The organism is Nocardia sp. NPDC055321 (assembly GCF_053645575.1).
Window position 1 is genome coordinate 254,838 of record NZ_JBSHMS010000009.1, and the last position, 22,422, is coordinate 277,259.

A 22,422-nucleotide genomic window follows, 5' to 3' on the forward strand; every position below is an offset into this window, starting at 1 on the left:
GCGCCGGCGAGCCGCACCCCGCTGGTCGGGCCTCAGTACCGCTGGTCGCCCGGCTGGTCGGGCTTGCGGAACGGGTCCTGGCCCGGCTGATCGGGTTTGCCGAGCGGGTCCTGGCCGGGCTTGCCGAACGGGTCCTGGTTCAGCTGCTCGTGCTGCGGGAAGCCCTGCTGCCCCTGCCCCTGCCCCTGCTGCTCCCGCGACTGCTTGGACCCGAAGTACGGCCGCGCCCCCGGATGCGCGATGGACCAGCTGTCCGGCTTCCCCGCCGGGTACACGACCGCGATCTGGTCGCCGATCGACGGCCACTGCGCGGTATCCCACGCGAATCGCCCGTACACCTCGTGCGCGACCACCGACGGTCCCGAGATGGTCCCGGTGAGCGTGACGTACTGCTCCCCGGTCACCTGCGGATGCGGACTGACCCCGTGGACGTACAGCGTCCCCGATTCGGCGTTCGCCCCCAGCGGCGCGCCATCCCGCGCCGCCCGCCGGTAGTACATGAGCGACGCGACGAGCACACCAACGAGCAACACGACGAACGCAAGCTCCAGCATGAACCCCATGCTAGGCCCCTCGATGTCCGTTTCCGGACCCCGCCCCGCAGCCGCGGGCTTCTTCTACCTCACTGCGGAGTGAGGTCCGTGATTCCGAACTCCCCGCGGCGCAACTGCCACACCGTCGTCCGCTTGCTCTGCGACCGCCCGTTCCCGCGATCGATCAGGCTGCGGTTCGCGGTTGTGAACACCAGTTGCGCGCCCTGGGTGTTCGTCTCGGGATTCTGGAACAGCTGGATCAGGCGGTCCGCCACCTCGGGGGTCAGGTGCGCGTCGATGTCGTCGACCGCGAGAACACCACCCGCGTCCAGGGCGTCGAGCATCGGCGGCAGCAGCCGCAGCATCGACAGCGTCGCGCTGGACTCGTCGGTGATGTCGAACGCCGTCTCGATCCCCTCGTGGGACAGCCCGAGGCCCACGCCGCGGCGCGCGACCATGCGCGAGTACAGCGCGTCGCGCGCGGCGTACAGGTTGGCCAGCTCGCGCCGCAGCAGGGTCACGGTGATGCCGTGCTCGAGGAACATCTCCTCGGCGTAATTGGCCGAGATGGTGCAGTTCTCGACCTCCTTGGTGGTCGCGGCGATATCGGTGTCCAGATCCCGCAGGTAGTCCGCGTACATGGGATCGTCCTCGGGCAGCAGCAGATCGGTGATGCCGAGATCGGCCCCGCGCAGCAGCGTCAGCAACCGCATGGCGTGCTCGGTGGAGCGCGAGATGTGCGCGCCGACCCGGTGCGCGATGTCGCTCGGATCCGGTTGCCCCACCTGCACTTCCAGCAGCGACTGGAACCATCGGTAGGCCGGGACCAGCGGTTCGGCGTACAGCTGCCCGGACAGGCTGAGCAGCAGGGCATTCGGCCGCACCAGCGGCACCACCGCGCCCAGCCCGTAGCGGGCGGCCTCGAACATGGGCCCGATGCGGATGTCGTCCCCGTGCCGGTCGAAGACCACGCGCTTGCGGTTGTGCGGATGCGAGTGCAGCCATTCCGCGCTCACATCGGCGTTGTCGAGTTTGAACCCGTAGGTATACGGGCACCCCTCGGCGACGAAGTGCGCCACGAATTCCGAAGGGCGGTCCGCGAATCCGAGATGCGGGGTCCGGACGGGCCCGGAGAACGGGTCCCACCCGGTGACCGAGTTCAGTACCGCGTCACGCATGCGGTCCAGGGCGTCGACCAGCCCGGTCTTGCCGGTGGCGGCCGCACCGTATACGGCGGTGACCGGGGCGGCAACCGGGCCATTGCCGCGGGTGAGTCGCAGCTCCTGCGGCTCGGCGAGGGATCGGTGGTTCGTCACCTGAAAACTGCGCAACACCCTGGTCATCCTGCCGGTAGCGGGCCCGAAATGCGACTCTCACCTTTCGGACAACCGTCCCGGTGAACGCGACACACCGGCGCGAGTCCGCGACACACCGGATTAACGGGGCTCCAGATGGATTCGAGCCACGAGCGCGCGGTGATCCGCGCCCGGCAACTCGACGGTTTCCACCGCCGCCGCACGCGCCCCGGAGAGCAGGATGTGGTCGATGCCGACCAGCGGCGGCCAGGGCTTGTCGGTCGGATACGTGCGCAGGTAGCCGGCTCCGGCCTGTTCGGCGGCGTCGGCGTAGCGGCCGGAAACCATTGCGCGATACTGCGCGTGGTTGTAGGTGGCGTTCAGATCGCCGCCCGCGATGACGGGCCGGTCGGCCGGCGCCGCGTCGAGGATGGCGCGCAGCCGGGACAGCTCGTCGGCCCAGACATCGGTGCCGTAGACCGGCGGCACGGGGTGCAGGGCGAACACGGTCACCGGGCCGATCCCGGGCAGGGTCGCGGTCGCCGAGAGCTGATTCAGGATGTAGCCGTCGTACTCGACGGTGTCGGAGAGCGGATAGGCGCTCCAGATCCCGGTTCCGGCAGCGGTTTTCGCGGGGGAGACGTACTTGTGCGGCAGCAGCCGATCCAGCCCCGCCCGCTCGAGCTCCGCGATCGCGGGTGCGGTGAGTTCGTTGACGGTCAGCAGCGTGACGTTCCGCTTCCGGACCTGTTCGACCAGCACCCCCGGATCCGCGCCGTCGAACAGCAGATTCGCCTGCATGACCGTGATCTCGGGCCCCTCGCCCGCCGGATCGCCGGCGAACAGCGGAACCTGTGTCGCGACGGCGACACCCAGCACCGCGACCGCGATCCCGGTTCCGGCCCAGCGCCGCGCGATCCCGAACACCGCCGCGCCCACCAGCGCGCAACCCATCAGATACGGCGCCAGCGAGGCCGCGAGCACCAGCGGCTGGGCGTCGGATCGGCTGAAGTGCAAACCGATTCCGAGCGCCCCGCCCGCCACCGCGCCCCACCCGAGCACCTCGGCGGCGATGCGCACACCCTTGGATTTCGCGAACTTCACCGATGTCTTCGACCCCACGGACTCCACGCCGACAGCCAACACGACACCGGGCCGCCCGGCCAGCCGCGAGTTCCGCTGTCTTCGAGCCTGCGGTCGGAACATCCCTCCCGCGCGACCGCGAAATCTCGCCCGCGAGAGCCGAATCCGGACCCGGGCACCGGGCCCGCACGGCCCGCCGGCGCCCGCGAACAGGGCTCCGAAATTCTTCGAAAAATGCGCCCCGACGTGCGGGAATGTCGCACGAACCTGTCGGTGGCCTGGACTATCGTAGGGGTTGTGAGCGAATCGGAAATCGAGATCACCCCGGCGAGTGGCGACGAGCGCGTGCAGTGGCAGCAACTGGCCGAGCAGGTGCGCGATCACCAGTTCCGGTACTACGTCCGGGACGCACCCACCATCTCCGACGGCCAGTTCGATGAGCTGTTCCAGCGGCTGAGCGCGCTCGAGGACGCCCATCCGGATCTGCGCACCCCGGATTCCCCGACCCAGGTCGTCGGCGGCGGGTTCACCACCGAGTTCGCGCCGGTCGATCACCTCGAGCGCATGTACTCGCTCGACAACGTCTTCAACGAAGAGGAGATGCGCGCCTGGGTGGCGCGCGTGGAGACCGAGACCGGCGCGGACACGCACTTCGTGTGCGAGGTCAAGATCGACGGCGTCGCCCTCAACCTCGTCTACGAGAACGGCAGGCTGGTGCGCGGCGCGACCCGCGGCGACGGCTCGACCGGTGAGGACGTCACCCTCAACGCCCGCACCATCGACGACATCCCGCACACGCTGACCGGCACCGCCGAGTTCCCCGTCCCCGAACTGCTCGAGGTGCGCGGCGAGGCGTACATGACGCTCGAGGACTTCGCGAACCTGAACGCCTCGATCGTCGCGGAAGGCAAAGCGCCGTACGCGAATCCGCGCAACACCGCCGCCGGGTCGCTGCGGCAGAAGGATCCGGCGGTCACCGCGCGCCGCCGGCTGCGCATGATCTGCCACGGCTTCGGCAGGCTGGTCGGCTTCACCGCGGCCTCCCAGCACGAGGCGTACCGGGCGCTGGCGGCCTGGGGCCTGCCGGTGTCCGCGCACACGGTGCGGGTCCAAGGCGTGCAGGCGGTGCTGGACCGCGTCGCCTACTGGGGTGTGCACCGGCACGACATCGAGCACGAAATCGACGGTCAGGTCGTCAAAGTCGACGATTTCGCGCTGCAGCGCCGGCTCGGCGCGACCTCGCGCGCGCCGCGCTGGGCCATCGCCTACAAGTACCCGCCCGAGGAGGTGACGACCAGGCTCCTGGACATCCAGGTGAACGTCGGGCGCACCGGGCGGGTGACGCCGTTCGCGGTCATGGCCCCGGTCACCGTCGCGGGCTCCACCGTCTCGATGGCGACCCTGCACAACGCTTCCGAGGTCAAGCGCAAGGGCGTGCTGATCGGCGACACCGTCACCATTCGCAAGGCCGGCGACGTGATCCCCGAGGTGCTCGGCCCGGTGGTCGACGCCCGCACCGGGGACGAACGCGAGTTCGTGATGCCGACCCTGTGCCCGGAGTGCGGTACCGAACTGGCCCCGGCCAAGGAGGGCGACGCCGACATCCGCTGTCCGAACCAGCGGTTCTGCCCCGCTCAGTTGCGCGAGCGCGTCTACCACGTGGCCGGGCGCGGCGCGTTCGACATCGAGGCGCTCGGCTACGAGGCCGCGGTCGATCTGCTGAAGTCCGGCGCGATCGGCGACGAAGGCGACCTGTTCGATCTGGACGCAGCCAAACTGCTGACCACCTCGCTGTTCACCAACAACAGCGGCACGCTGTCGCAGAACGGCAAACGCCTGCTGCAGAACCTGGAGTCGGCGAAGGATCGCCCGCTGTGGCGGGTGCTGGTGGCGCTGTCGATCCGGCACGTAGGGCCAACGGCCGCACGGGCATTGGCGTCGGCGTTCGGCAGCATGGAGCGCATCCAGGAGGCCACGGCCGAGGAACTCGCCGCCGTGGACGGCGTCGGCCCGACCATCGCGACCGCGCTCGAGGAGTGGCTGACCGTGCCGTGGCACCTCGACATCGTCGACAAGTGGCGCGCCGCCGGCGTGCGGATGGCGGACGAGCGCGACGAGTCGATCACCCGGAACCTCGAGGGCCTGTCGATCGTGGTCACGGGTTCGCTCGTGGACTTCACCCGCGACGGCGCCAAGGAGGCGATCCTGGTCCGCGGCGGCAAGGCCGCGAGCTCGGTGTCGAAGAAGACCGCCTTCGTGGTGATCGGCGACGCCCCCGGCTCCAAGGCCGCCAAGGCCGAGGAGCTGGGCGTGCCCATCCTCGACGAGGAGGGGTTCAAGCGCCTCCTCGAGGGCGGCCCCGAAGCCGTCGCGTGATCACTCGGTAGCCCACCGGTCCTGTAGCGCCGGTCGCGCGACACCAGCCCATCTCGCGATTCCCGCGCGGTGCCTCCACCGCGCGGGAATCGATTCCCGACACCGCCGCGTTGTCGCCGGTGGCGTTCGTGGTCGAATCGGGTGCGAGGCTCGTCGGTGGCGGGGTCGGCGTTCGGAATCGGTGAGGTGGACGGAGTGGTGAGCATGGGTGCACGGAACGGCGTCGTCGAGATCCGCGACGCGCGGGCCGGGGAGTACGACGCGGTCGGCCGGGTCACGGTCGACACCTACGTGGGCGAGGGGTTCATCAACCCGGCCAGCGCGTACGTCGCCGAGCTCGCCGACACGCCCGCGCGTGCCCGGGCCGCGCAGATCCTGGTCGCGGTGCACGAGGGCGAGATCGTCGGCTCGCTCACCGTGGCCCGCCCCGGCACCGCGTTCGCCGACATCGCCCGGCCCGGCGAGCTGGAGTTCCGCATGCTCGCCGTCGCCAAGGCCGCGCGCGGGCTCGGGGTCGGGACCGCGCTGGTGGACGCGGTCTTCGAGATCGCCCGCGCCGAGGGTTTCGATGCGGTGGTGCTGACCACCATGCCCGCCATGGTCGATGCCCGGCGCATGTACGACCGCATCGGGTTCGCCCATGTGCCGGAACGGGATTGGTTCACCATGGCGGGCCTCCCACTGACCGTCATGCGGTTCGCGATCGGGCCCGATCAGGCCGCGTCGCCCGCGTAGCACGAAACGGCCCTGCCTCCGATCGATCAGGCCGGACCTGACAGGGCGATCCGCGGGAGCTGCAGGTCGATCAGGCTCGATAGCATTCGCGGCGCCGGCAGACACCGCTTCGGGTGATCGACCCCGGTCGCTCGACTGCCGCCGAATCGGTGCTGTCTCGAGCCACATTGCCGTCGTTGCACGAACTCGTGCTGGTCAGATCGCCGTGGGCCGTACAGAATCCGGCCCGGTGGCCGCGCGGCGCGACCGGAGCCGCACTTGGTCCGGTAGGGCCCGATCAGGCCATGTTGCCGTCGTTGCACGAGCTGGTGCTGCGCCAGGTCTCGGCGGGACGCACCGAATCCGGCCCGCTCGCGGCGAAGGCCCACTGCGAGATCGGCGCGGCCGCCTTCCAGAGCATCCGCCCGTCGGGCAGGCGCACCACCTGGTAGACGTCGTCGGTGCCGGGGATCAGTTGGTAGCCCACGCAGTAGTCGTTGTAGCTGGTGCCGGGTTGCCGTGCGCCCGCGCTGAATCGGCCCTGCGGCGCGCCGCTCGCGCCGGGATTGGCGACCGTGCTCGACGCTCCGGGAGCGGCCGTGCGGAACCAGTAGGGCGCGCCGGCCTGGCTGCCGCAGCGGTAGGCGTCGCCGCCGGCGACGACCGTCGCGCCGGAGCGGTAGGCCGCGCCGTCCCACAGGCAGGTCTGAGCGGGCTCGGGGGCGATGCCGCGGGCCTGCGCGGTCGCGCCGGTGAAAGGCAGTGCGGCGGTGGCCAATGCGCCGATGACGAGGGGTCCGAGTAGTCGTCGCACGATCAGCACCAGCTCGCCTGCGGGCGGCACACGGCCCAGCCGGTGCCGTCCGCGTTGCCGGTGGGCGTCCAGGTGGCCGCGCCGTTGCCGTCGGCGGGCGTGCGCGGGGCGGGCCGCTGCCGCGCGTGATAGTCGCGCAGCGCGTCCTGATGCTGCCCCTGCGCCAGGGAGCCCGGGTCGGTGTGCCCGTAGCCGAACGGGTCGATGGCGTGCGCGCCGGTGGTGTCCCGCCCGCCGGGACCGGACCCGGCGGGCGCCTGCCGGTTGGCGGCGGCGCCGGAGTTGCCCGGGGAAACATCGCCCCGGGACAGGGATTCGGCGCCGGCCGCGCCCGCGGTGATGGTCGCGGCGGCGGCCGCGCCGATCAGGTGCGCCACGGTCAGCGAGAATCGCCGGGCGCGGGGTGTCGAGGGTGATCGGTACTGCTGCATGGGCGTCGTTGCCTCTCTCGATCGTCGACTCTTCTACGTAGCTAGATAGTAGATAATCTACGTAGCCCGATAGTAGGAAGAGCCTGAGAATCGGCTGGGCGTTTCCGGCATCCGCGCGAAAAGACCTGTCGCGCACAGCAAAACGCGCCGGTATGAATGACCTCACACCGGCGCGCGAAAAGAGAAGGGGGAAGCGGCGACTCAGCCCAGAACGGTAGCCACTATCCCGGCGAGATAGCCCAGGCGCGCGACTTCCGAGGGCCGGAAGTCCGGCCCGCCCGGGCGGCCCAGCAGCAGCACCTTGCCGGTGTTGCCCAGCGGCGCGGCCGCCAGCTTGGTGTCCATGTCGCTCCACAGCTGCGGCACCCAGTCCGCTTCACCGTCGAGCGCGGCGGGCTTCTCCAGCGGCATCCAGGGCACGTTGGCGGCCTGCGTGGACGGCGCGCTCTGGCTGCCCACCACCCGGAACGCACCCGAAGGGCCCATATCGATGATCGTGCTCCAGCCCACGCGCAGCACCCGGGGCACGCCGTCGACCAGCACCTGCAGCCGGTCGTCCCGGGCGTTGGCGACCTGGTCGATGAGCTCGAGCTCGCGGTGGGTGTCGAGCATGCCCGAGTACGGGCGTAGCGAATCCACCTGAACGTCGTGCAGCGACTCGGCCGCGGTGATCAGTGTGTCCGGGAGGGCGCCCGTCGGAACCTCGACCACTATGTCGTCGATCGCGAAACCGTCACCGCGTTCGACGACATCCAGGGAGAGGATATCGGCGCCTACGGAACCCAGTGCGAGGGCGAGTGAGCCGAGACTGCCTGGACGATCCGGAAGTTGCACGCGAAGCAAATAGGACACGTGCCTTCCTTTCTTTCCTGTGCGACCGAAACTTTCGGACGGGTACCCGAGTCCCGCAATATTTACACCCTCCATCGCTGGTTATCGAATCGAAGCGAGGTGAGTGATGTGGGTCACTTTCGGATCGGTTACCTATCGACCGTATCCCAGTATGCCGACAGCCTGTGGCCGACGGCCAGTCACGAGTCGCTAGGCTGTCCTCGGCCGAATCTCTCGCCCGAACCTGCCGAAAGGGGTCCCGCGGTGCCCGCCATCTCCAGGGACGAGGTCGCACACCTCGCCCGGTTGTCCAGGCTTGCCTTGACCGATGACGAACTCGATCTGTACGCCGGTCAGCTGGATGTCATCCTGACCCACGTGGCGTCCATCTCCGAGGTCGCCGCCGCTGATGTCCCCGCCACCGCGTCCCCGAATCCGGCGACCAATGTGACGCGCCCGGATGTGGTGCAGCCCAGTCTGACTCCGGAGCAGGCCCTGGCGGCCGCACCGGCCGTCGAGGAGCAGCGCTTCCTGGTTCCGCAGATTCTGGGAGAGGGCGAATGAGCGACCTGACCAAGCTGGACGCGTCCGCGCTGGCCGAGAAGATCCACGCGCGCGAGGTCTCCTCGGTCGAGGTGACCGAGGCGCACATCGCCCGGATCGCCGAGGTCGACGGCGAGATCAACGCCTTCCTGCACGTGGCCGGTGAGCAGGCGCTGCTGGCCGCCGCCGAGGTGGACCGCGCCATCGCCGGCGGCGAGGTGGCCTCCGCGCTGGCGGGTGTTCCCTTGGCGCTCAAGGACGTTTTCACGACCACGGACATGCCCACCACCTGTGGATCGAAGATCCTCGAGGGCTGGGTCTCCCCGTACGACGCCACCCTGACCACCAAGCTGCGCGCGGCGGGCATCCCGATCCTCGGCAAGACCAACATGGACGAGTTCGCCATGGGCTCCTCCACCGAGAACTCCGCGTACGGCCCGACCCGAAACCCGTGGGACACCACGCGTATTCCGGGCGGCTCCGGCGGCGGCTCGGCCGCGGCCCTGGCCTCGTACCAGGCCCCGCTGGCCATCGGCACCGACACCGGCGGCTCGATCCGCCAGCCCGCCGCGGTCACCGCGACCGTCGGCACCAAGCCCACCTACGGCACGGTCTCGCGGTACGGCCTGGTCGCGTGCGCGTCCTCGCTCGATCAGGGCGGGCCCTGCGGGCGCACCGTGCTGGACACCGCGCTGCTGCACGAGGTCATCGCCGGGTACGACCCGCGCGACTCCACCTCGCGCAACGTCCCGGTCGCGCCCGTCGTCGCGGCGGCCCGCCAGGGCATGACCGGCGATCTGACGGGCGTGAAGGTCGGCGTCGTCAAGGAACTGCACTCCGACAGCTACCAGCCCGGCGTCATCGCGTCCTTCGACGCGGCCGTGGCCCAGCTGAAGGATCTCGGGGCCGAGGTCATCGAGGTGTCCTGCCCGAACTTCGAGCACGCGCTCGCCGCCTACTACCTGGTCATGCCGTCGGAGGTGTCGTCCAACCTGGCGCGCTTCGACGCCATGCGGTACGGCCTGCGCGCCGGTGACGACGGCACGCACAGCGCCGACCAGGTCATGTCGCTCAGCCGCGAGGCCGGGTTCGGCCCGGAGGTCAAGCGCCGCATCATGATCGGCACCTACGCGCTGTCGGCCGGCTACTACGACGCCTACTACGGTCAGGCGCTCAAGGTCCGCACCCTCATCGCGCGCGACTTCGACCGCGCGTACGAGACCGTCGACGTGCTCGTGTCCCCGACCAGCCCGTTCACCCCGTGGAAGCTGGGCGAGAAGGTCAACGACCCGCTCGCCATGTACCTCTCGGACCTGTGCACGCTGCCCACCAACCTGGCCGGGCACTGCGGCATGTCGGTGCCGTCGGGCCTGAGCGCCGACGACGGGCTGCCGGTGGGTCTGCAGATCATGGCACCGGCGCTGGCCGACGATCGGCTGTACCGGGTCGGCGCGGCGTACGAGCTGGCGCGCGGCCCCATCGCCTGAGGCCGGGCGCCCGAGCCACAACCGCTGTAACCGCACCTCTTTCGTTTCGCGTCCTGGGCGTGTCACGAAAGGGGTGCGGTCCGTTGCCGACCCGGTAGGCTCCACCATGTTCTAGCGGTGGAGGAAATTGGGGATGTTGCGGCCGGGTGAGATCTTCGCGGGCTATTCGATCGAACGCGAAGTCGGTCGCGGCGGAATGGGTTCGGTGTACTCGGCCCGGCATCCGCGCCTGCCCAAGCTCATCGCGCTGAAGCTGCTGCACCGGAATCTGTTCGGCAACCCCGACACTCGCGCGCGCTTCGAACGCGAGGCCGATGTGGTGGCGCTGCTCGACCATCCCAACATCGTCAACGTCTACGATCGCGGCGTCGAGGACGAACAGCTGTGGATCGCCATGCAGTACGTCGACGGCACCGACTGCATGGCCCTGGACGCGCGCACCCTGGCCCCGGAGCGCGCGCTCGACATCATCACCCAGACCGGTGCGGCGCTGGACTACGCGCACCTGCGCGGGGTGCTGCACCGGGATGTGAAGCCCGCCAACATCCTGCTGTCGGCCTCGGCGGGCGCGGGCACCGGATTCGGCGAGCGCGTGGTGCTGAGCGACTTCGGGATCGCCCGGGTGCTGGACGATCCGGTGGTGCTGACCCAGACCGGAATGCTCAACGCCACACTGGCATTCGCCTCGCCCGAGCAGCTCACCAACGCCAAGCTGGGACCGCGCTCGGACCAGTACTCGCTGGCCTGCACGCTGTTTCGCATGCTGACCGGACGCGGGCCGTTCGACTCGGCGCACATCGGGACCGTGGTCATCGGGCACATCCAGCAGCCGCCGCCGGCGGCGAGTTCCTTCCGGCCGGAGCTGCCGCAGGCCGTGGACGCGGTGCTGCGCCGGGCCCTGGCCAAGGATCCGCAGGATCGGTACCGCTCGTGCGTGGAGTTCGCCGAAGCGGTGGGGCGCGCGCTGAGCGCGCCGCAGGAGCCGCGGGTGGCGGCGGCCGCGGGCTCCAAACGGCCGTCCTTCGAGGTGGTGCACGGCTGCCTGCTCGGCGGTGCGGTCGGGGACGCGCTCGGCGCGCCGGTCGAATCGATGCCGCTGCCGGATATCCTGCGGCGCTACGGGTCTCGCGGGGTGACGGGGGAGAAGGACTCCTACAAGGGCCGCATCTCGGACGAAACGCAGCTGACGCTGTTCACGGTCGAGGCGCTGATTCGCGGCGCGATTCGCGAGCGCGCGGGCAGCAGCGGGGTCACGATGTCCGGACTGGTGCAGATGGGGCTGCTGTCCTGGTTGCGCGGGCAGGGCGTACCGGTGCCCGAACAGCCCGATCCGCTCGGCAGCGCGCTGACCAGGTATCCGGAACTGATGACCTACCGGGGGCCGACCCACGCCACCACCTCGGCCATGCAGTCCGCGGCGCAGCGGCTGGAACCGCGCTCACCGCTGGGCACCCGGGCGCGGCCGATCAACGACTCCAAGGGGTGCGCGGCCGTGGTGCGCTCCGCGCCGTTCGGCTTCACACATTCGCTGAGCTACGCCTTCGAATCGGCCTGCGACGCGGCGGCGTTGACGCACGGCAATCCGAGCGGCTGGCTGCCCGCCGGGGCCTTCGCGGGGATCATCTTCGGCCTGTCCTGCGGACTGGACCTGCGCATGTCGGTGGAACTGGCCGCGAGCGAGCTGACCCGCTACGAAGGGCACGAGGAAACCGCCGACGGCCTCGCCACGGCCCTGCGCGTGGCCGACGCGAGCACCCGCCGGGGCGGGCCCATGCCGGACCCCGACATGCTCGAATCGCTCGGCTACGGCGTCATCGGGCCCGACGCGCTGGCCATCGCCGTGTGCGCGGCCCTGTGCGCGGAGATCATCGGCGGGACCGGTGAACAGATCTTCCGCAACGGAGTTCTGCTGTCGGTCAACCACTCCGGGGACAGCGACTCGATCGGCGCCATCTGCGGCGCGCTGCTCGGCGCACGTCTGGGCGCGCGCGCCGTGCCCGAGCACTGGCGGCGTCGCCTGGACGCGGCGGCGGTGATCGAGCGCCTCTCGACGGATTTGTGCCGGGAACTCGGGCCGCAGCCGGACCAGCCGAACTGACGCTCGCGCTGGCGCTCTCGGGACCGAGATCAGAACCGGCCCCGGCTACGCCGTGACCGCGGCGGCGGGGCCGCAGTTATCGTGATCGGCGGTGGGCTGAACACTGCGATATGACGGGTGTGCGCGCTCTCGCCGATTCCGTGTGCTTTCAGCAGGACCCGAGTGCGGTGCCCTGGTCGAGGCCGTAGCGGTGGCCGTGTCCGGGCGGAGCGTCGAGCGCGGCGAGCAGGTCCGCGCTGGTCTGCAGGAAGCTCAGTACCGGGATCCAGGGCGGGACAGGGGCATCCGGCCGGGTGCCGGTGAGATCCGGTGCGCGCCAGAGCAGCGCGGGGGAGAAGTGCACGACCGGGTCCGAGGCGTTCGCCAGGACCGTGGCGCCGGCACGGTGGGCGGCGTTGGCGGGCGGACCCGCCCACAGTGCGGCGCAGGTGCGATAGTCCTGTTCGGCGTCGCTGCCGAAGATCGCGCTGCCGCCGACCGCGCCCAGGCTCTGGCCGTAGACGTAGAGCTTCGGCGGGTGGTCCAGCCGCGAGATCCGTTCCTCGACAGCGTCGAACAGCGTGCGCGCCGAGTCCTCGGCCGCCGCCCGCCCGAACAGGAACGTGGCCCAGCTCGGCGCGTTCGAGTACTGCACGCCCACCAGGGCCACGTCCCCGCCGAACCGTTCGTCCAGCCCCTTCGCCGCGTCACCGTCGATCCACCCGGACCCGGTGGGCACGGTCACCACCACGTGTCCCCGCTGAAAACCGCCGGAACGCTCCAACTCCCGAACGGCCAGCGCCACGCGCTCGTTCACGCTGCCCGCCGACTCGAGCCCGACGTACACCCGCACCGCTCGCGCGGGCGTCCCCGCCACGAACCGGCGTCCCTGCGCGCCCAGCGAGGGCCACGAGGCCGCCGACACCGGACTCCCCGACCGGGTCGGCGAATCGGGCTGCACCACACCGGGATCCACGGCGGCATTGGCGGCGGCGTAGCTCGCCTGCCGCCACTCCACGATCGCGGGCACCATCATGAACTGGGTCAGCAGCGTCAGCGCCCCGGCGCCGGCGAGGCTGCGCAGCCGCCCCAATCGCCGCACCAGCCGGCGCAATCCGGCCCACAGCCCGACGACGACCCCGACGATGATCACGGACTCCAGCACCCACAGCCCCCAGTAGCCGGGCCCGATCGCCGCCACACCCATGACCTCGCGCAACCGGTTCTGCCAGTGCTCGGCCCGCGCGACGGCGGCTGCGACCGCGAGCACGGTCACCGCCAGGACCGGCGACCGCCATCGCCGCCACCGCGCCGCGTCGAACCCGAAGCGCCGCAACCCGATCCGCACCACCCCGGCCCCCGCCAACCCGAGCACGACCAGCATCGAGGTGACGATCGCCTGCGCCGACGCCGTCCGCGGCAACAGCCCCGGCGCCAGCGACCCCAGCACCCCCGCCCCGACTCCCGCCGTGACAGTCAGCCGCGGCGCGACGATCCGCCGCCACACCCTCGGCATCGTGCGGACCGATTGGTGCGAGTGGGATGGGTGTTCGGGCGGTGCGGCATCGGTCGAGGGGGAGCGGGGTGTGGTTGTGGAGCCGAATTCGGTTGCGGGGCGGGGGCGCTGGATCGTCATTCGGAGTCCTCCGGGGTGGTGGAGCGCCTGCGGTTCCGGCGGGTGATCCGGGTGGCGATCGCCGCGGCCGTGCCGAGTCCGGTGACGAACAGGGCGATGCCGGCGGCGGGGGAGAGCGGGCCGGACGCGCGGTCGAAGAGGGACGCCTCGTGGACCGGGACGCCGTAGTCCTGGCGGATCGAGTTCAGGTCCACGAACGTGGCGGCCACGTCGGCCATGACCTCGCAGCGGGTGCGGGACAGGGTGTCCGGGCGGGCGGCGCAGGAGTCGTGCATGCGCTCGTCGAGGGCGGTGTCCAGCGCCTGGCGGGCCCAGGGGCCGAGGGGCTGGCCGTGGTCGCCCGCGTAGCGGAGCAGGTCGTAGCCGAGATCGTGTGCCCTACAGGCCAACTCGAACTCGGCGGGCAGCGGGACGGGGGAGGAGCAGCCGCCCTCGGGGTTGACCAGCAGGCCCGATTCGATGGCGGGCCGGTACCCCGCCGCTGCAGCGAAGTCGGCGGGCACGGCCAGGACGTCGGGGGTGACGGCGTTGGCGGCCAGGACGGCGGTCCGGGCGCCGGCGTTCTCGGTGCGCGGGGGCGTGGCGGATGCGGCGGAGGTGCTCGGGGCGAAGACCACCGCGACGGAGAACAGCAGGGCGCTCGCGCCGGCGAGCAGCGCGGCCCGGCGCAGCGGACCGTGCGCGCGGCTGTTTTCGGGGTGCGCCGCGGCGGGCTTGCCGGGCGCTGACGCCTCGCGGGGCATCGGATCGTGCGCGGGCGTCGTGGTGCCACGGGCAGCCGTCATCACGGCGGCCTCGCCCGGTGCCGTGCGGGCGGTCGTTCCAGGCGCGGACCGGGTGTGCTCGGAGTCCCGGCGGGGTGCGGAGCCCGGGGTGTTCGGGAACGCTCTCATGGGGAACGACGCTAGGAATCACGGTCTGAGCGGGGCTTCACGCCAGAGGGCGGTTCCGGTGTGGGCGGTGCGGGGTAGCGGGGGCCCGGCCCGGTACCGGAGTAGGGGGTGCTGATTGGACCCTCGGTATGAGGCGCCGGCCGGATCGGTTCTCTACCGTCGACGTCATGGTCGGTACTTTGGCGAAAAAGAATCGCCGCTCGCTGATGTCGCGCTACTGGTTCGATGCCTCGGTCGTGGCGGTCGCGCTCATCCTGCTGTCGATAGCGTGGCCGACCCTGCACGTCACGCATCGCGTACCCATCGCGGCCATGCCGTTCATCGCCGGGTTCGCCGCGTTCCCCATCCTGCTGGTGCGCGTCAATCCGGCCCTGGGCTGGGCGGTTTCGGCCGGCTCGGCCCTGCTGATCGCGCTGGCGGTGCCGCATCAGCCGGGCAGCGACATCCCGTTCCAGGTCGTGCACATCCTGACGCTGTTCGCGCTGGTGTTCGCGGTCGCGGTGCGGTCGCCGCTGCAGATCGTCGGCGTCGCGTGGATATCCACCTCGCTGCTGTTCGCCACCACCATGGCCCAGGCGGGGGACAGCTTCGCCGAAGCGGGGTTCGGCTGGCCGATCGCCATCTCCGGCCTGGTGGTCTTCGGCCTGCTCATCCGCTGGGTCGTGGTCTCGCGCCAGGCCCTGGTCCGGCAGGAGGAGGAGACCGAGCTCGAACGGGCCCGGCGCGCCATCCTCGAGGAGAAGGCCCGGATCGCGCGCGACCTGCACGACGTGGTCGCGCACCACATGTCCATGGTCGTGGTGCAGGCCCAGACCGCGCCCTACCGCATCGACGGTCTCTCGCCCGCCGCCCGCGAGGAGTTCGAGTCCATCGGCACCGGGGCCCGCGCCGCGCTGAACGAGATTCGCGGCCTGCTCGGCGTGCTGCGCAGCGACGGTCAGCTTCCCGAACACGCGCCGCAACCCGCCGCCGCCGATGTCGCGACCCTGCTCGAGGGCGCCCAGCGCGCCGGGGTGCCGCTCACCTGGAGCGTGGAGGGCGGCCTCGATACGGTCCCGGAGACCACCGGTCTCGCCCTGTACCGCATCCTGCAGGAGTCGCTGGCCAACGCCTCCCGCCACGCGCCCGGCGCTCCGGTCTGGGTGCGCATCACCACCTCGTCCGAACTGACCCTGGCGGTCACCAACGGTCCCGCCGTCGGCGCTCGCGTCACCGACCTCACCGGCACCCCGGGCAGCGGCATCACCGGTATGCAGGCCCGCGCCACGGCCGTGGGCGGAGACCTGGTCGCCGCACCCCGCCCGGACGGTGGCTTCGAGGTCCGAGCCCAGCTCCCGCTGCCCGCCACGGCCCTCGCCACCGACCCGGTGACGGCCCTGGGCGTGTGACGGTCCCGGTCGCCGCTCCGGAGCCCGGTGGCTACCTGTCTCGAGCGCGCTGCTCTCCCTCCTCCCCTGAACCGGGAGTTCCCTGACACTCCGGGAGCCGGGTGGTGCGAAGCTGCGGTGCCGGGCACTCACGCACGCCCGGCGTGGCAGACTCGTTGGCGTGCGTGAGGTGCGGCAGTGGCCATAACGGTGTTGATCGCCGACGATCAGGCGATGGTGCGAGCGGGATTCGGGGCGCTGCTGGGCGCGCAGCCCGATATCAGCGTGGTGGGTGACGCGCCCGACGGCAAAACCGCTGTGGCGGAAGCTAAACGGTTGCGCCCCGATGTGGTGCTCATGGACGTGCGCATGCCGGAGATGAACGGGCTGGACGCCGCGCGCGCGATCCTCGCGGCCGGGTTCGATCCGCCGGTGCGGGTGCTCATGCTCACCACCTTCGACATCGACGACTACGTGTACGAGGCGCTGGGCATCGGCGCCAGCGGGTTCCTGCTCAAGGACGCCCCCGCCGAGGAGTTGGTGCGCGCGGTCCGCGTGGTCGCCGCGGGTGACGCGCTGCTCGCCCCCACGGTCACCCGCCGGCTCATCGCCGATGTCACCAAGCGGCGCAATCGCCGCACGCCCGCGCCCGCGCTATCGGTCTTGACGCCTCGCGAACGCGAAGTACTGGAGTTGGTGGCACGGGGTATGTCCAATGTCGAGATAGCGGAGAGCCTGTTCGTCGCCGAGCAGACCGTGAAGACCCATGTGTCGAAGGTTTTCGCCAAACTCAACCTGCGTGATCGGGCGCAGGCGGTGGTGCTGGCCTATGAATCGGGACTGGTCACACCGGGCTGAGACGGCCGGTCGCGGCGGCGCCGCGCGCGGTACGCTCACGGACTCGTACGTCACCGGAAGGGGGTCGTCACAGTGTTGAACAGCGGTGACGTGTTCGCCGGTTTCACCATTGAACGACTGCTCGGACAGGGCGGTATGGGGTCGGTGTATCTGGCCCGGCACCCCCGGCTGGGGCGGCTGACCGCGCTCAAGCTGCTGAACCGGGAACTGTTCGCCGACCGCGAGATTCGTGCCCGGTTCGAGCGCGAGGCCGATCTGGTCGCGCAGCTGGATCACCCCAATATCGTCGAGGTCTACGATCGCGGCTCGGAGAACGAGCAGCTGTGGATCTCCATGCAGTACGTCGACGGGGTCGACGCCGCGAGCGTGAACGTCACCCAGCTGCCGCCCGAGCGGGCGGTGCAGATCATCGAAGGTGTCGCCGCCGCACTGGATTACGCCAACAGCATGGGCGTGCTGCACCGGGATGTGAAGCCAGCCAACATCATTCTCGCCCGCGCGGTGGCGGGTCACGGGGAACGGGTGTTCCTCAGCGATTTCGGCATCGCCCGTCTGCGTGAGGATTCCACCCACCTCACCCAGGCCGGGATGTTCACCGCCACCCTGGCCTACGCCTCGCCCGAGCAGATGACGGGCGCGCCCCTCGATCACGCCACCGACCAGTACTCCCTGGCCTGCGCCCTGTACTGGCTCCTGATCGGCATGGGCCCCTACGACTCTCCCCATCCGACCGAACTGATCCGCGGCCACCTCCAGCTCCTGCCGCCCCCCGTCTCCCTGCGCCGCCCCGGCCTCACCACCGCCATGGACGCCGTCCTCACCCGCGCGATGGCCAAACGCCCCACCGACCGCTTCCCCACCAGCACCGACTTCGCGAAGGCCGCCCGCCGCGCCCTGGCCGCCCCCGGCACCCCCGTCCCGCCCTACCTCGGCCCCGTCTACGCGCCCGCGCCCCCCGCCTACCCCGCCCAACCTCCCGCCTACGCCCCCTACCCCCCGCCCTACAACTACCCCGCGCCCCCGAATCCCCAGTCCCCCCAGGCATATCCACCGCCCCCCGCCTACCCCGCCCTGGTCCCCGCCCCCAACCCGGCCCAGCCCGCCCTCCCGCCCGGCCCCGCCGCGTACGCGCCGTCCCCCCAGCCGGCGGGCCAGCCCCCGCAGCCCGCCGGCCAGGTCCCGTATCCCGCGGGCCAGCCCCCGCAGCCCGCGGGCCCCGCCCCCCAACCTGCCGGGTATGCCGAACAGCCCGCCGCCCACGCGCCCCACCCCGGCGCACCCGCGGGACCTCGAGCGCCGCAGCCGAATTCCGACGATCAGCGCACGGACCTGCTCGCCCGCCCGGATGCCCACACACCCCCTCGCCATCCGGCAGAGGCCGGATACTCTCCCGCCGCCGGCCAGGTAACCGACGCCATCCTCTACGCGGATTCGCCCCCGCCCCTCGATCGCGCCGCAGACCCCGCCTCCCAATCTGATCCTGCCGCCCGGCATGACCCGGCCGCCGAGTCTGCCCCCTCCTCTGCGACTCTCCGTCCGATCGACTCGGACAGTCCCGGCGCTGAGCCGCAGGCTGCCGGTGACCACGCTGCCGGAGCCGAAAGTGCCCCGGACACACGTATGCCGGGCCGCGAGGGTGAGAAGCGATCCGCTGGAGGCGGCACCGGCGCCTCCTCGGGTTCCGCCGCGCCGGGTTCGGGTGTCGCAGGCGCAGAGCTTCCTGAGCGGGGTAGTGCGGCCGCGCGCTCGGCCGGCGTATCGAACGCCGACCTGGTTGCCGGCGCGGTGACGGCCGATGCCGACCCCGATGTGCTTCCCGGCTCGAAAGATGCCGATGCGCAGCGAGGCTCCGCAGCTCACTCGGATCGGGACGGCGGTTCCGCTGACCGCTCGGAAGCCGTGCATTCCGGTCGCACCCCCCGCCCCGAACAGTCCCTTTATCCCGATGTGGCACTGCGAAATCCGAGTTCGGGAGCGTTCGTGCCCTCCGCCGGAGTCGGTGCGGCGGCCGGACGTTTCGATCGTGAACGCGCCAGAGCCCTGGATTCCGATGCGGACTCCGCGCGGGAGGATGGCGAATCGTCGTCTTCCGAGACGGCTTCGGGCGGAAGCGTTTCGGAGCACGTCGCCGATCATTCAGAGGCCGAACCGGACTCGGCTGACCTCCTGTCCGACGCGGGCGCGGGTACGGCGGCGGGTGTGCCCGAAACAGCGGAAGCCGATTCCGGCCCGGTTCTGCGCGAGTCCGACTCTCCGCACGGCGAAATCGCGTCGACCCCTGCGGATTTCGTTCCGGGAGCGGCCGAGTTCGGCACAGCCGACCCACAGCACGCCCCGCCGGGCGCTCCGCCCCCCGAGTACGGCTCCCACCCGCCAGGCGGTGCGTACGGCTCCCCGCAACCCGGCCATTTCACCCCCAACGGCGCTCCACCGCAGGCCGATGCGGGGTGGCGGACCGAGGTCGACCGCGCTCAAGTGAACGCCCTGGTGGTGTCCGGTCTCGCGGTCCTGGTGCTCGCCCTGATGCTGCTGATCCTCGCCGTGATGGTGCTCGGGTAGCGAGGCGATCGACCGCTGGTCGACTCCGACCACCTCGGGTGAGTCGCATCGGCCCAATGCGGTTCCGCCGCATCAGCCTTGCCGCGACCGCCTCGGTCGGCCCGGCTCCGACCGCTCGGATCAGTCGGGTCGGCTGACCATCGTCGGTTGGTCGGCACCGGATCGGCCTGTGCCCGGCATGCGAGGCACCGCCCACCTCGGAGCCGGCTCAGATCGTTTGCAAGGGGCGGGGATCGCCTCGCGAGACCGACCGGGCGCGGGGGAGCACCCGGCACTCGGGCTCGGCGCAGTGCCGGTGGATCTGTTCCGCCTCGCGCGCCAGATCCGGGGGCAGATCGCCCGGATCGGTGGTGCAGTCGAAGATCAACATCACGGGCCCGGTCATGACGTCCCTCCGTCGGTGCGCGGCGCGCGCTCCGGTCGTGCGGTGGGTGCGCCCGGCTCGGGGACGAGTGGGTCCGAATTCAGGGCTCCGGCTCTCACCGGGCGCGACTCCAGTTCAGCACCGCCCGCACCGATCGGCAACGACACTGCGGGCGGGGGCGGAAACTTTCCCAAAGCGCCAGGTCAGCATTCATAACGCATGGGAGCATCGTTCACAGTGACCGAAAACCGCCTTCGTGGGGGAGGACTCGATGTCCGATCATGGTTCCACTCTGCCGCGCCGCCAGCTGGGCCGATATCTGCGCGAAGGGCGCATGCAGTGCAACATGACGATCGCCGAAGCCGCGACGCTGATGGAATGGAGCGAGTCGAAACTCCAGCGGCTGGAAACCGGTAACGCGGAGAAGATCCGGGTCCTGGACATCCGGGAACTGTGCCGCGTCTACGACTTCGACGGCGAGTTCAGCGCCGCCGTCCTGAGTCTGGCCCAGCAGGCCAGCGTCAAGTCCTGGTGGCACGAATACGACGACATCGTCCCCGAGGGCTTCAACGTGTATGTGGGCCTGGAGGCCTCGGCCCGCGGCCTGGTCTCCTATCAGCCCGATCTCATCCCCGGCCTCATGCAGACCGCCGAGTACGCGCGCGTGCTCATCGGCGATTACTGGCCGGATGCTGAACGCGATCAAATCGACCGCAGAGTGCAGTTGAAGACCCGCAGACAGAGTCTGCTGACCCGCAAACGTCACCCCGCGAGCCTGGATGTCATCGTCCACGAAACCGCGTTACGCAGGGTCGTTGGCAATCCGAAGGTGATGGCGGCACAGCTGCGGCACGTCGCCGACATGTCGACACTCCCAATGATCGCTGTGCGTGTACTACCCTTCTCCGCGGGCGTTCCCATCGGGCATTCCGTGGGGCCGTTCGTGATTCTGGACTTCGGCCGGGACGGCGGAAACCGACCGGTCGAGCCCACGGTGGTGTACCTGGAGAATTTCCTCGGCGACCTCTACCTGGAGAAGCAGGCCGCGGTCGATCGTTATCGCCAGGCGTACCAGGCTCTCCAGCGCTCGGCGCTGGACGAGGCGAGCAGTAGAGACCTCTTGCGGAAGGCAGCGAAGGAGTACGCGACGTGAACGTCGAACCGTCCGGCGTCAGATGGTTCAAGACCACCCGCAGCACCGGGGCCAAGGAATGCGTGGAGATCGCGTTCCTGGACACCGGTGTGGGAGTACGGGACAGCAAGAACCCCACGGGCCCGGCCCTGGTATTCGGCCCGGCCGAATGGGATCGCTTCACCGCCGCGTTGACTCGGGGTCGATTCGACCACTGAGGCGCGGTATAGACCGAATAATGTCAAAATAGGAGGGCCGCCCCACGCAGGTGGGGCGGCCCAAATATTTCCGGTCCACGCGCCGGCGCGCTCGCGATCAGCCGAAGAACGCGGCGGCCTCGCGATACCGGTCCTGCGGAACGAGTTTGAGCTGCTTGGTCGCCTCCGACAGCGGCACCAGCGCCACATCGTTGCCGTGCAACGCCACCATCTGCCCGAAGTTCCCGGCGTGCACCGCCTCCGCCGCGTGCACCCCGAAGCGGGTGGCCAGCACCCGGTCGTACGGTGTCGGCGTACCTCCGCGCTGCACGTGGCCGAGCACGGTCACCCGCACCTCCTTGCCGATGCGCCGCTCGATCTCCGGCGCGAGCTGCTGCGCGACACCGGTGAACTTCACGTGCCCGAATTCGTCGATGCCGCCGTCGCGCAGCGACATCGAGTCCGGCGCGGGCATGGCACCCTCGGCCACCACGCAGATGAAATGCGAATCCCCGCGCTGGAAGCGCCGTTTCACCATCGCGCAGACCTCGTCCACGTCGAACGGCACCTCCGGCACCAGGGTCAGGTGCGCGCCGGAGGCGATACCGCAGTTCATCGCGATCCAGCCCGCGTGCCGTCCCATGACCTCCACGAGCATGACCCGCTGATGCGATTCGGCCGTGGTGTGCAGCCGGTCGATGGCCTCGGTGGCGATGGCCACGGCGGTGTCGTGCCCGAAGGTGGTGTCGGTGCAGTCGATGTCGTTGTCGATGGTCTTGGGCACGCCGACGACCGGCACGCCCTCCTCGGCCAGCCAGCTGGCGGCGGTGAGGGTGCCCTCGCCGCCGATGGGGATGAGGGCGTCGATGCCGTTGTCGTCCAGGGTCTGTTTGATGCGGGGCAGGCCGGCGCGCAGGATGTCCGGATTGGTGCGAGCGGTGCCGAGGATGGTGCCGCCCTTGGTGAGCAGGCGATCGGTGCGGTCGTTGTTCAGGATCTGGATCTTTCGATCCTCGAGTAGCCCGCGCCACCCGTCCTGGAAGCCGACGATGGCATCACCCCAGCGTCCGTTCGCGGTACGAACGACAGCACGGATCACCGCGTTCAAGCCTGGGCAGTCTCCGCCTCCGGTCAAGACTCCGATGCGCATGCGCCCTATCTTGCCCGTAGTTCGGGTTACCGTCAGGTTCACCCCCGGGAACCCCAGGTCAACGCACTACCAACCGACCGAC

20 protein-coding genes are annotated in these 22,422 nt (G+C 70.5%); 10 read left to right on the forward strand and 10 right to left on the reverse strand.

Annotated elements, in window-relative coordinates:
• Nucleotides 1-32: 32 nt before the first annotated feature.
• From ACWIGI_RS17130 to ACWIGI_RS17140, 3 genes are all read right to left on the reverse strand, one after another.
• Nucleotides 33-554 carry a hypothetical protein gene (locus ACWIGI_RS17130; RefSeq protein ID WP_454203353.1) on the reverse strand — a complete coding sequence of 174 codons (522 nt, stop codon included), beginning with the start codon at nt 552-554 and terminating at the stop codon, nt 33-35.
• A 68-nt stretch (nt 555-622) separates the two neighbouring features.
• Complete coding sequence (locus tag ACWIGI_RS17135; protein ID WP_454203354.1) at nt 623-1,849, reverse strand: AAA family ATPase; 1,227 nt, start codon at nt 1,847-1,849, stop codon at nt 623-625.
• A 120-nt stretch (nt 1,850-1,969) separates the two neighbouring features.
• Nucleotides 1,970-2,932, reverse strand: a complete 963-nt coding sequence (locus ACWIGI_RS17140) for an endonuclease/exonuclease/phosphatase family protein (RefSeq protein ID WP_454203355.1) — start codon at nt 2,930-2,932, stop codon at nt 1,970-1,972.
• A gap of 276 nt (nt 2,933-3,208) precedes the next feature.
• Here ACWIGI_RS17140 and ligA point away from each other — a divergent pair, with 276 nt between their 5' ends.
• The gene (ligA, locus tag ACWIGI_RS17145; protein ID WP_454203356.1) at nt 3,209-5,287 is read left to right on the forward strand and encodes an NAD-dependent DNA ligase LigA; all 2,079 of its coding nucleotides are present in this window, start codon (nt 3,209-3,211) and stop codon (nt 5,285-5,287) included.
• A 204-nt stretch (nt 5,288-5,491) separates the two neighbouring features.
• Nucleotides 5,492-6,022 carry a GNAT family N-acetyltransferase gene (locus tag ACWIGI_RS17150; protein ID WP_454203357.1) on the forward strand — a complete coding sequence of 177 codons (531 nt, stop codon included), beginning with the start codon at nt 5,492-5,494 and terminating at the stop codon, nt 6,020-6,022.
• Nucleotides 6,023-6,299: 277 nt separating this feature from the next.
• On the opposite strand, the gene ACWIGI_RS17155 is transcribed toward ACWIGI_RS17150, so the two are convergent.
• The 3 genes from ACWIGI_RS17155 to ACWIGI_RS17165 all read right to left on the reverse strand — a co-directional run bounded on the left by ACWIGI_RS17155 (nt 6,300) and on the right by ACWIGI_RS17165 (nt 8,098).
• Nucleotides 6,300-6,824, reverse strand: coding sequence for a hypothetical protein (locus ACWIGI_RS17155; protein ID WP_454203358.1), 525 nt, complete (start codon nt 6,822-6,824; stop codon nt 6,300-6,302).
• The gene (locus ACWIGI_RS17160; protein ID WP_454203359.1) at nt 6,818-7,246 is read right to left on the reverse strand and encodes a hypothetical protein; all 429 of its coding nucleotides are present in this window, start codon (nt 7,244-7,246) and stop codon (nt 6,818-6,820) included. The genes ACWIGI_RS17155 and ACWIGI_RS17160 overlap by 7 nt, the downstream gene beginning before the upstream one ends.
• 201 nt (nt 7,247-7,447) lie before the next feature.
• The gene (locus ACWIGI_RS17165; RefSeq protein WP_354985144.1) at nt 7,448-8,098 is read right to left on the reverse strand and encodes an ACT domain-containing protein; all 651 of its coding nucleotides are present in this window, start codon (nt 8,096-8,098) and stop codon (nt 7,448-7,450) included.
• Between the two features lie 243 nt (nt 8,099-8,341).
• On the opposite strand from ACWIGI_RS17165, the gene gatC reads away from it, so the two are divergent.
• From gatC to ACWIGI_RS17180, 3 genes are all read left to right on the forward strand, one after another.
• Nucleotides 8,342-8,641, forward strand: coding sequence for an Asp-tRNA(Asn)/Glu-tRNA(Gln) amidotransferase subunit GatC (gatC, locus tag ACWIGI_RS17170; RefSeq protein WP_354985145.1), 300 nt, complete (start codon nt 8,342-8,344; stop codon nt 8,639-8,641).
• Nucleotides 8,638-10,107, forward strand: a complete 1,470-nt coding sequence (gene gatA, locus ACWIGI_RS17175; RefSeq protein ID WP_454203360.1) for an Asp-tRNA(Asn)/Glu-tRNA(Gln) amidotransferase subunit GatA — start codon at nt 8,638-8,640, stop codon at nt 10,105-10,107. The genes gatC and gatA overlap by 4 nt, the downstream gene beginning before the upstream one ends.
• 133 nt (nt 10,108-10,240) lie before the next feature.
• On the forward strand, nt 10,241-12,205 hold the full coding sequence (locus tag ACWIGI_RS17180) for an ADP-ribosylglycohydrolase family protein (protein WP_454203361.1): 1,965 nt from the start codon (nt 10,241-10,243) through the stop codon (nt 12,203-12,205).
• A gap of 148 nt (nt 12,206-12,353) precedes the next feature.
• Here the strand turns inward: ACWIGI_RS17180 and ACWIGI_RS17185 are convergent, their stop codons facing one another.
• Nucleotides 12,354-13,700 carry an alpha/beta-hydrolase family protein gene (locus ACWIGI_RS17185; protein ID WP_454203362.1) on the reverse strand — a complete coding sequence of 449 codons (1,347 nt, stop codon included), beginning with the start codon at nt 13,698-13,700 and terminating at the stop codon, nt 12,354-12,356.
• A 116-nt stretch (nt 13,701-13,816) separates the two neighbouring features.
• Nucleotides 13,817-14,713, reverse strand: a complete 897-nt coding sequence (locus ACWIGI_RS17190) for a hypothetical protein (protein WP_454203363.1) — start codon at nt 14,711-14,713, stop codon at nt 13,817-13,819.
• Nucleotides 14,714-14,880: 167 nt separating this feature from the next.
• On the opposite strand from ACWIGI_RS17190, the gene ACWIGI_RS17195 reads away from it, so the two are divergent.
• The 3 genes from ACWIGI_RS17195 (at nt 14,881) to ACWIGI_RS17205 (ending at nt 19,497) form a co-directional block, all read left to right on the forward strand.
• Nucleotides 14,881-16,101 (forward strand): sensor histidine kinase, encoded by a 1,221-nt coding sequence (locus tag ACWIGI_RS17195; RefSeq protein WP_454203364.1) that lies wholly within the window; start codon nt 14,881-14,883, stop codon nt 16,099-16,101.
• 177 nt (nt 16,102-16,278) lie between these two features.
• Nucleotides 16,279-16,938: a response regulator transcription factor gene (locus tag ACWIGI_RS17200; RefSeq protein WP_354985152.1), complete on the forward strand. Its 660-nt coding sequence runs from the start codon at nt 16,279-16,281 to the stop codon at nt 16,936-16,938.
• 72 nt (nt 16,939-17,010) lie between these two features.
• Complete coding sequence (locus tag ACWIGI_RS17205; protein WP_454203365.1) at nt 17,011-19,497, forward strand: protein kinase domain-containing protein; 2,487 nt, start codon at nt 17,011-17,013, stop codon at nt 19,495-19,497.
• Between the two features lie 208 nt (nt 19,498-19,705).
• On the opposite strand, the gene ACWIGI_RS17210 is transcribed toward ACWIGI_RS17205, so the two are convergent.
• Nucleotides 19,706-19,882 (reverse strand): hypothetical protein, encoded by a 177-nt coding sequence (locus tag ACWIGI_RS17210; RefSeq protein WP_454203366.1) that lies wholly within the window; start codon nt 19,880-19,882, stop codon nt 19,706-19,708.
• A gap of 250 nt (nt 19,883-20,132) precedes the next feature.
• Here ACWIGI_RS17210 and ACWIGI_RS17215 point away from each other — a divergent pair, with 250 nt between their 5' ends.
• A complete protein-coding gene (locus tag ACWIGI_RS17215; protein WP_454203367.1) occupies nt 20,133-21,014 on the forward strand; it encodes a helix-turn-helix domain-containing protein in 882 nt (293 codons plus the stop codon).
• Nucleotides 21,011-21,211 carry a DUF397 domain-containing protein gene (locus tag ACWIGI_RS17220; protein ID WP_454203368.1) on the forward strand — a complete coding sequence of 67 codons (201 nt, stop codon included), beginning with the start codon at nt 21,011-21,013 and terminating at the stop codon, nt 21,209-21,211. Before ACWIGI_RS17215 ends, ACWIGI_RS17220 begins: the two co-directional genes overlap by 4 nt.
• Nucleotides 21,212-21,308: 97 nt before the next feature.
• Here the strand turns inward: ACWIGI_RS17220 and ACWIGI_RS17225 are convergent, their stop codons facing one another.
• Nucleotides 21,309-22,340, reverse strand: coding sequence for an ATP-dependent 6-phosphofructokinase (locus ACWIGI_RS17225; protein WP_354985157.1), 1,032 nt, complete (start codon nt 22,338-22,340; stop codon nt 21,309-21,311).
• Nucleotides 22,341-22,422 lie beyond the last annotated feature (82 nt).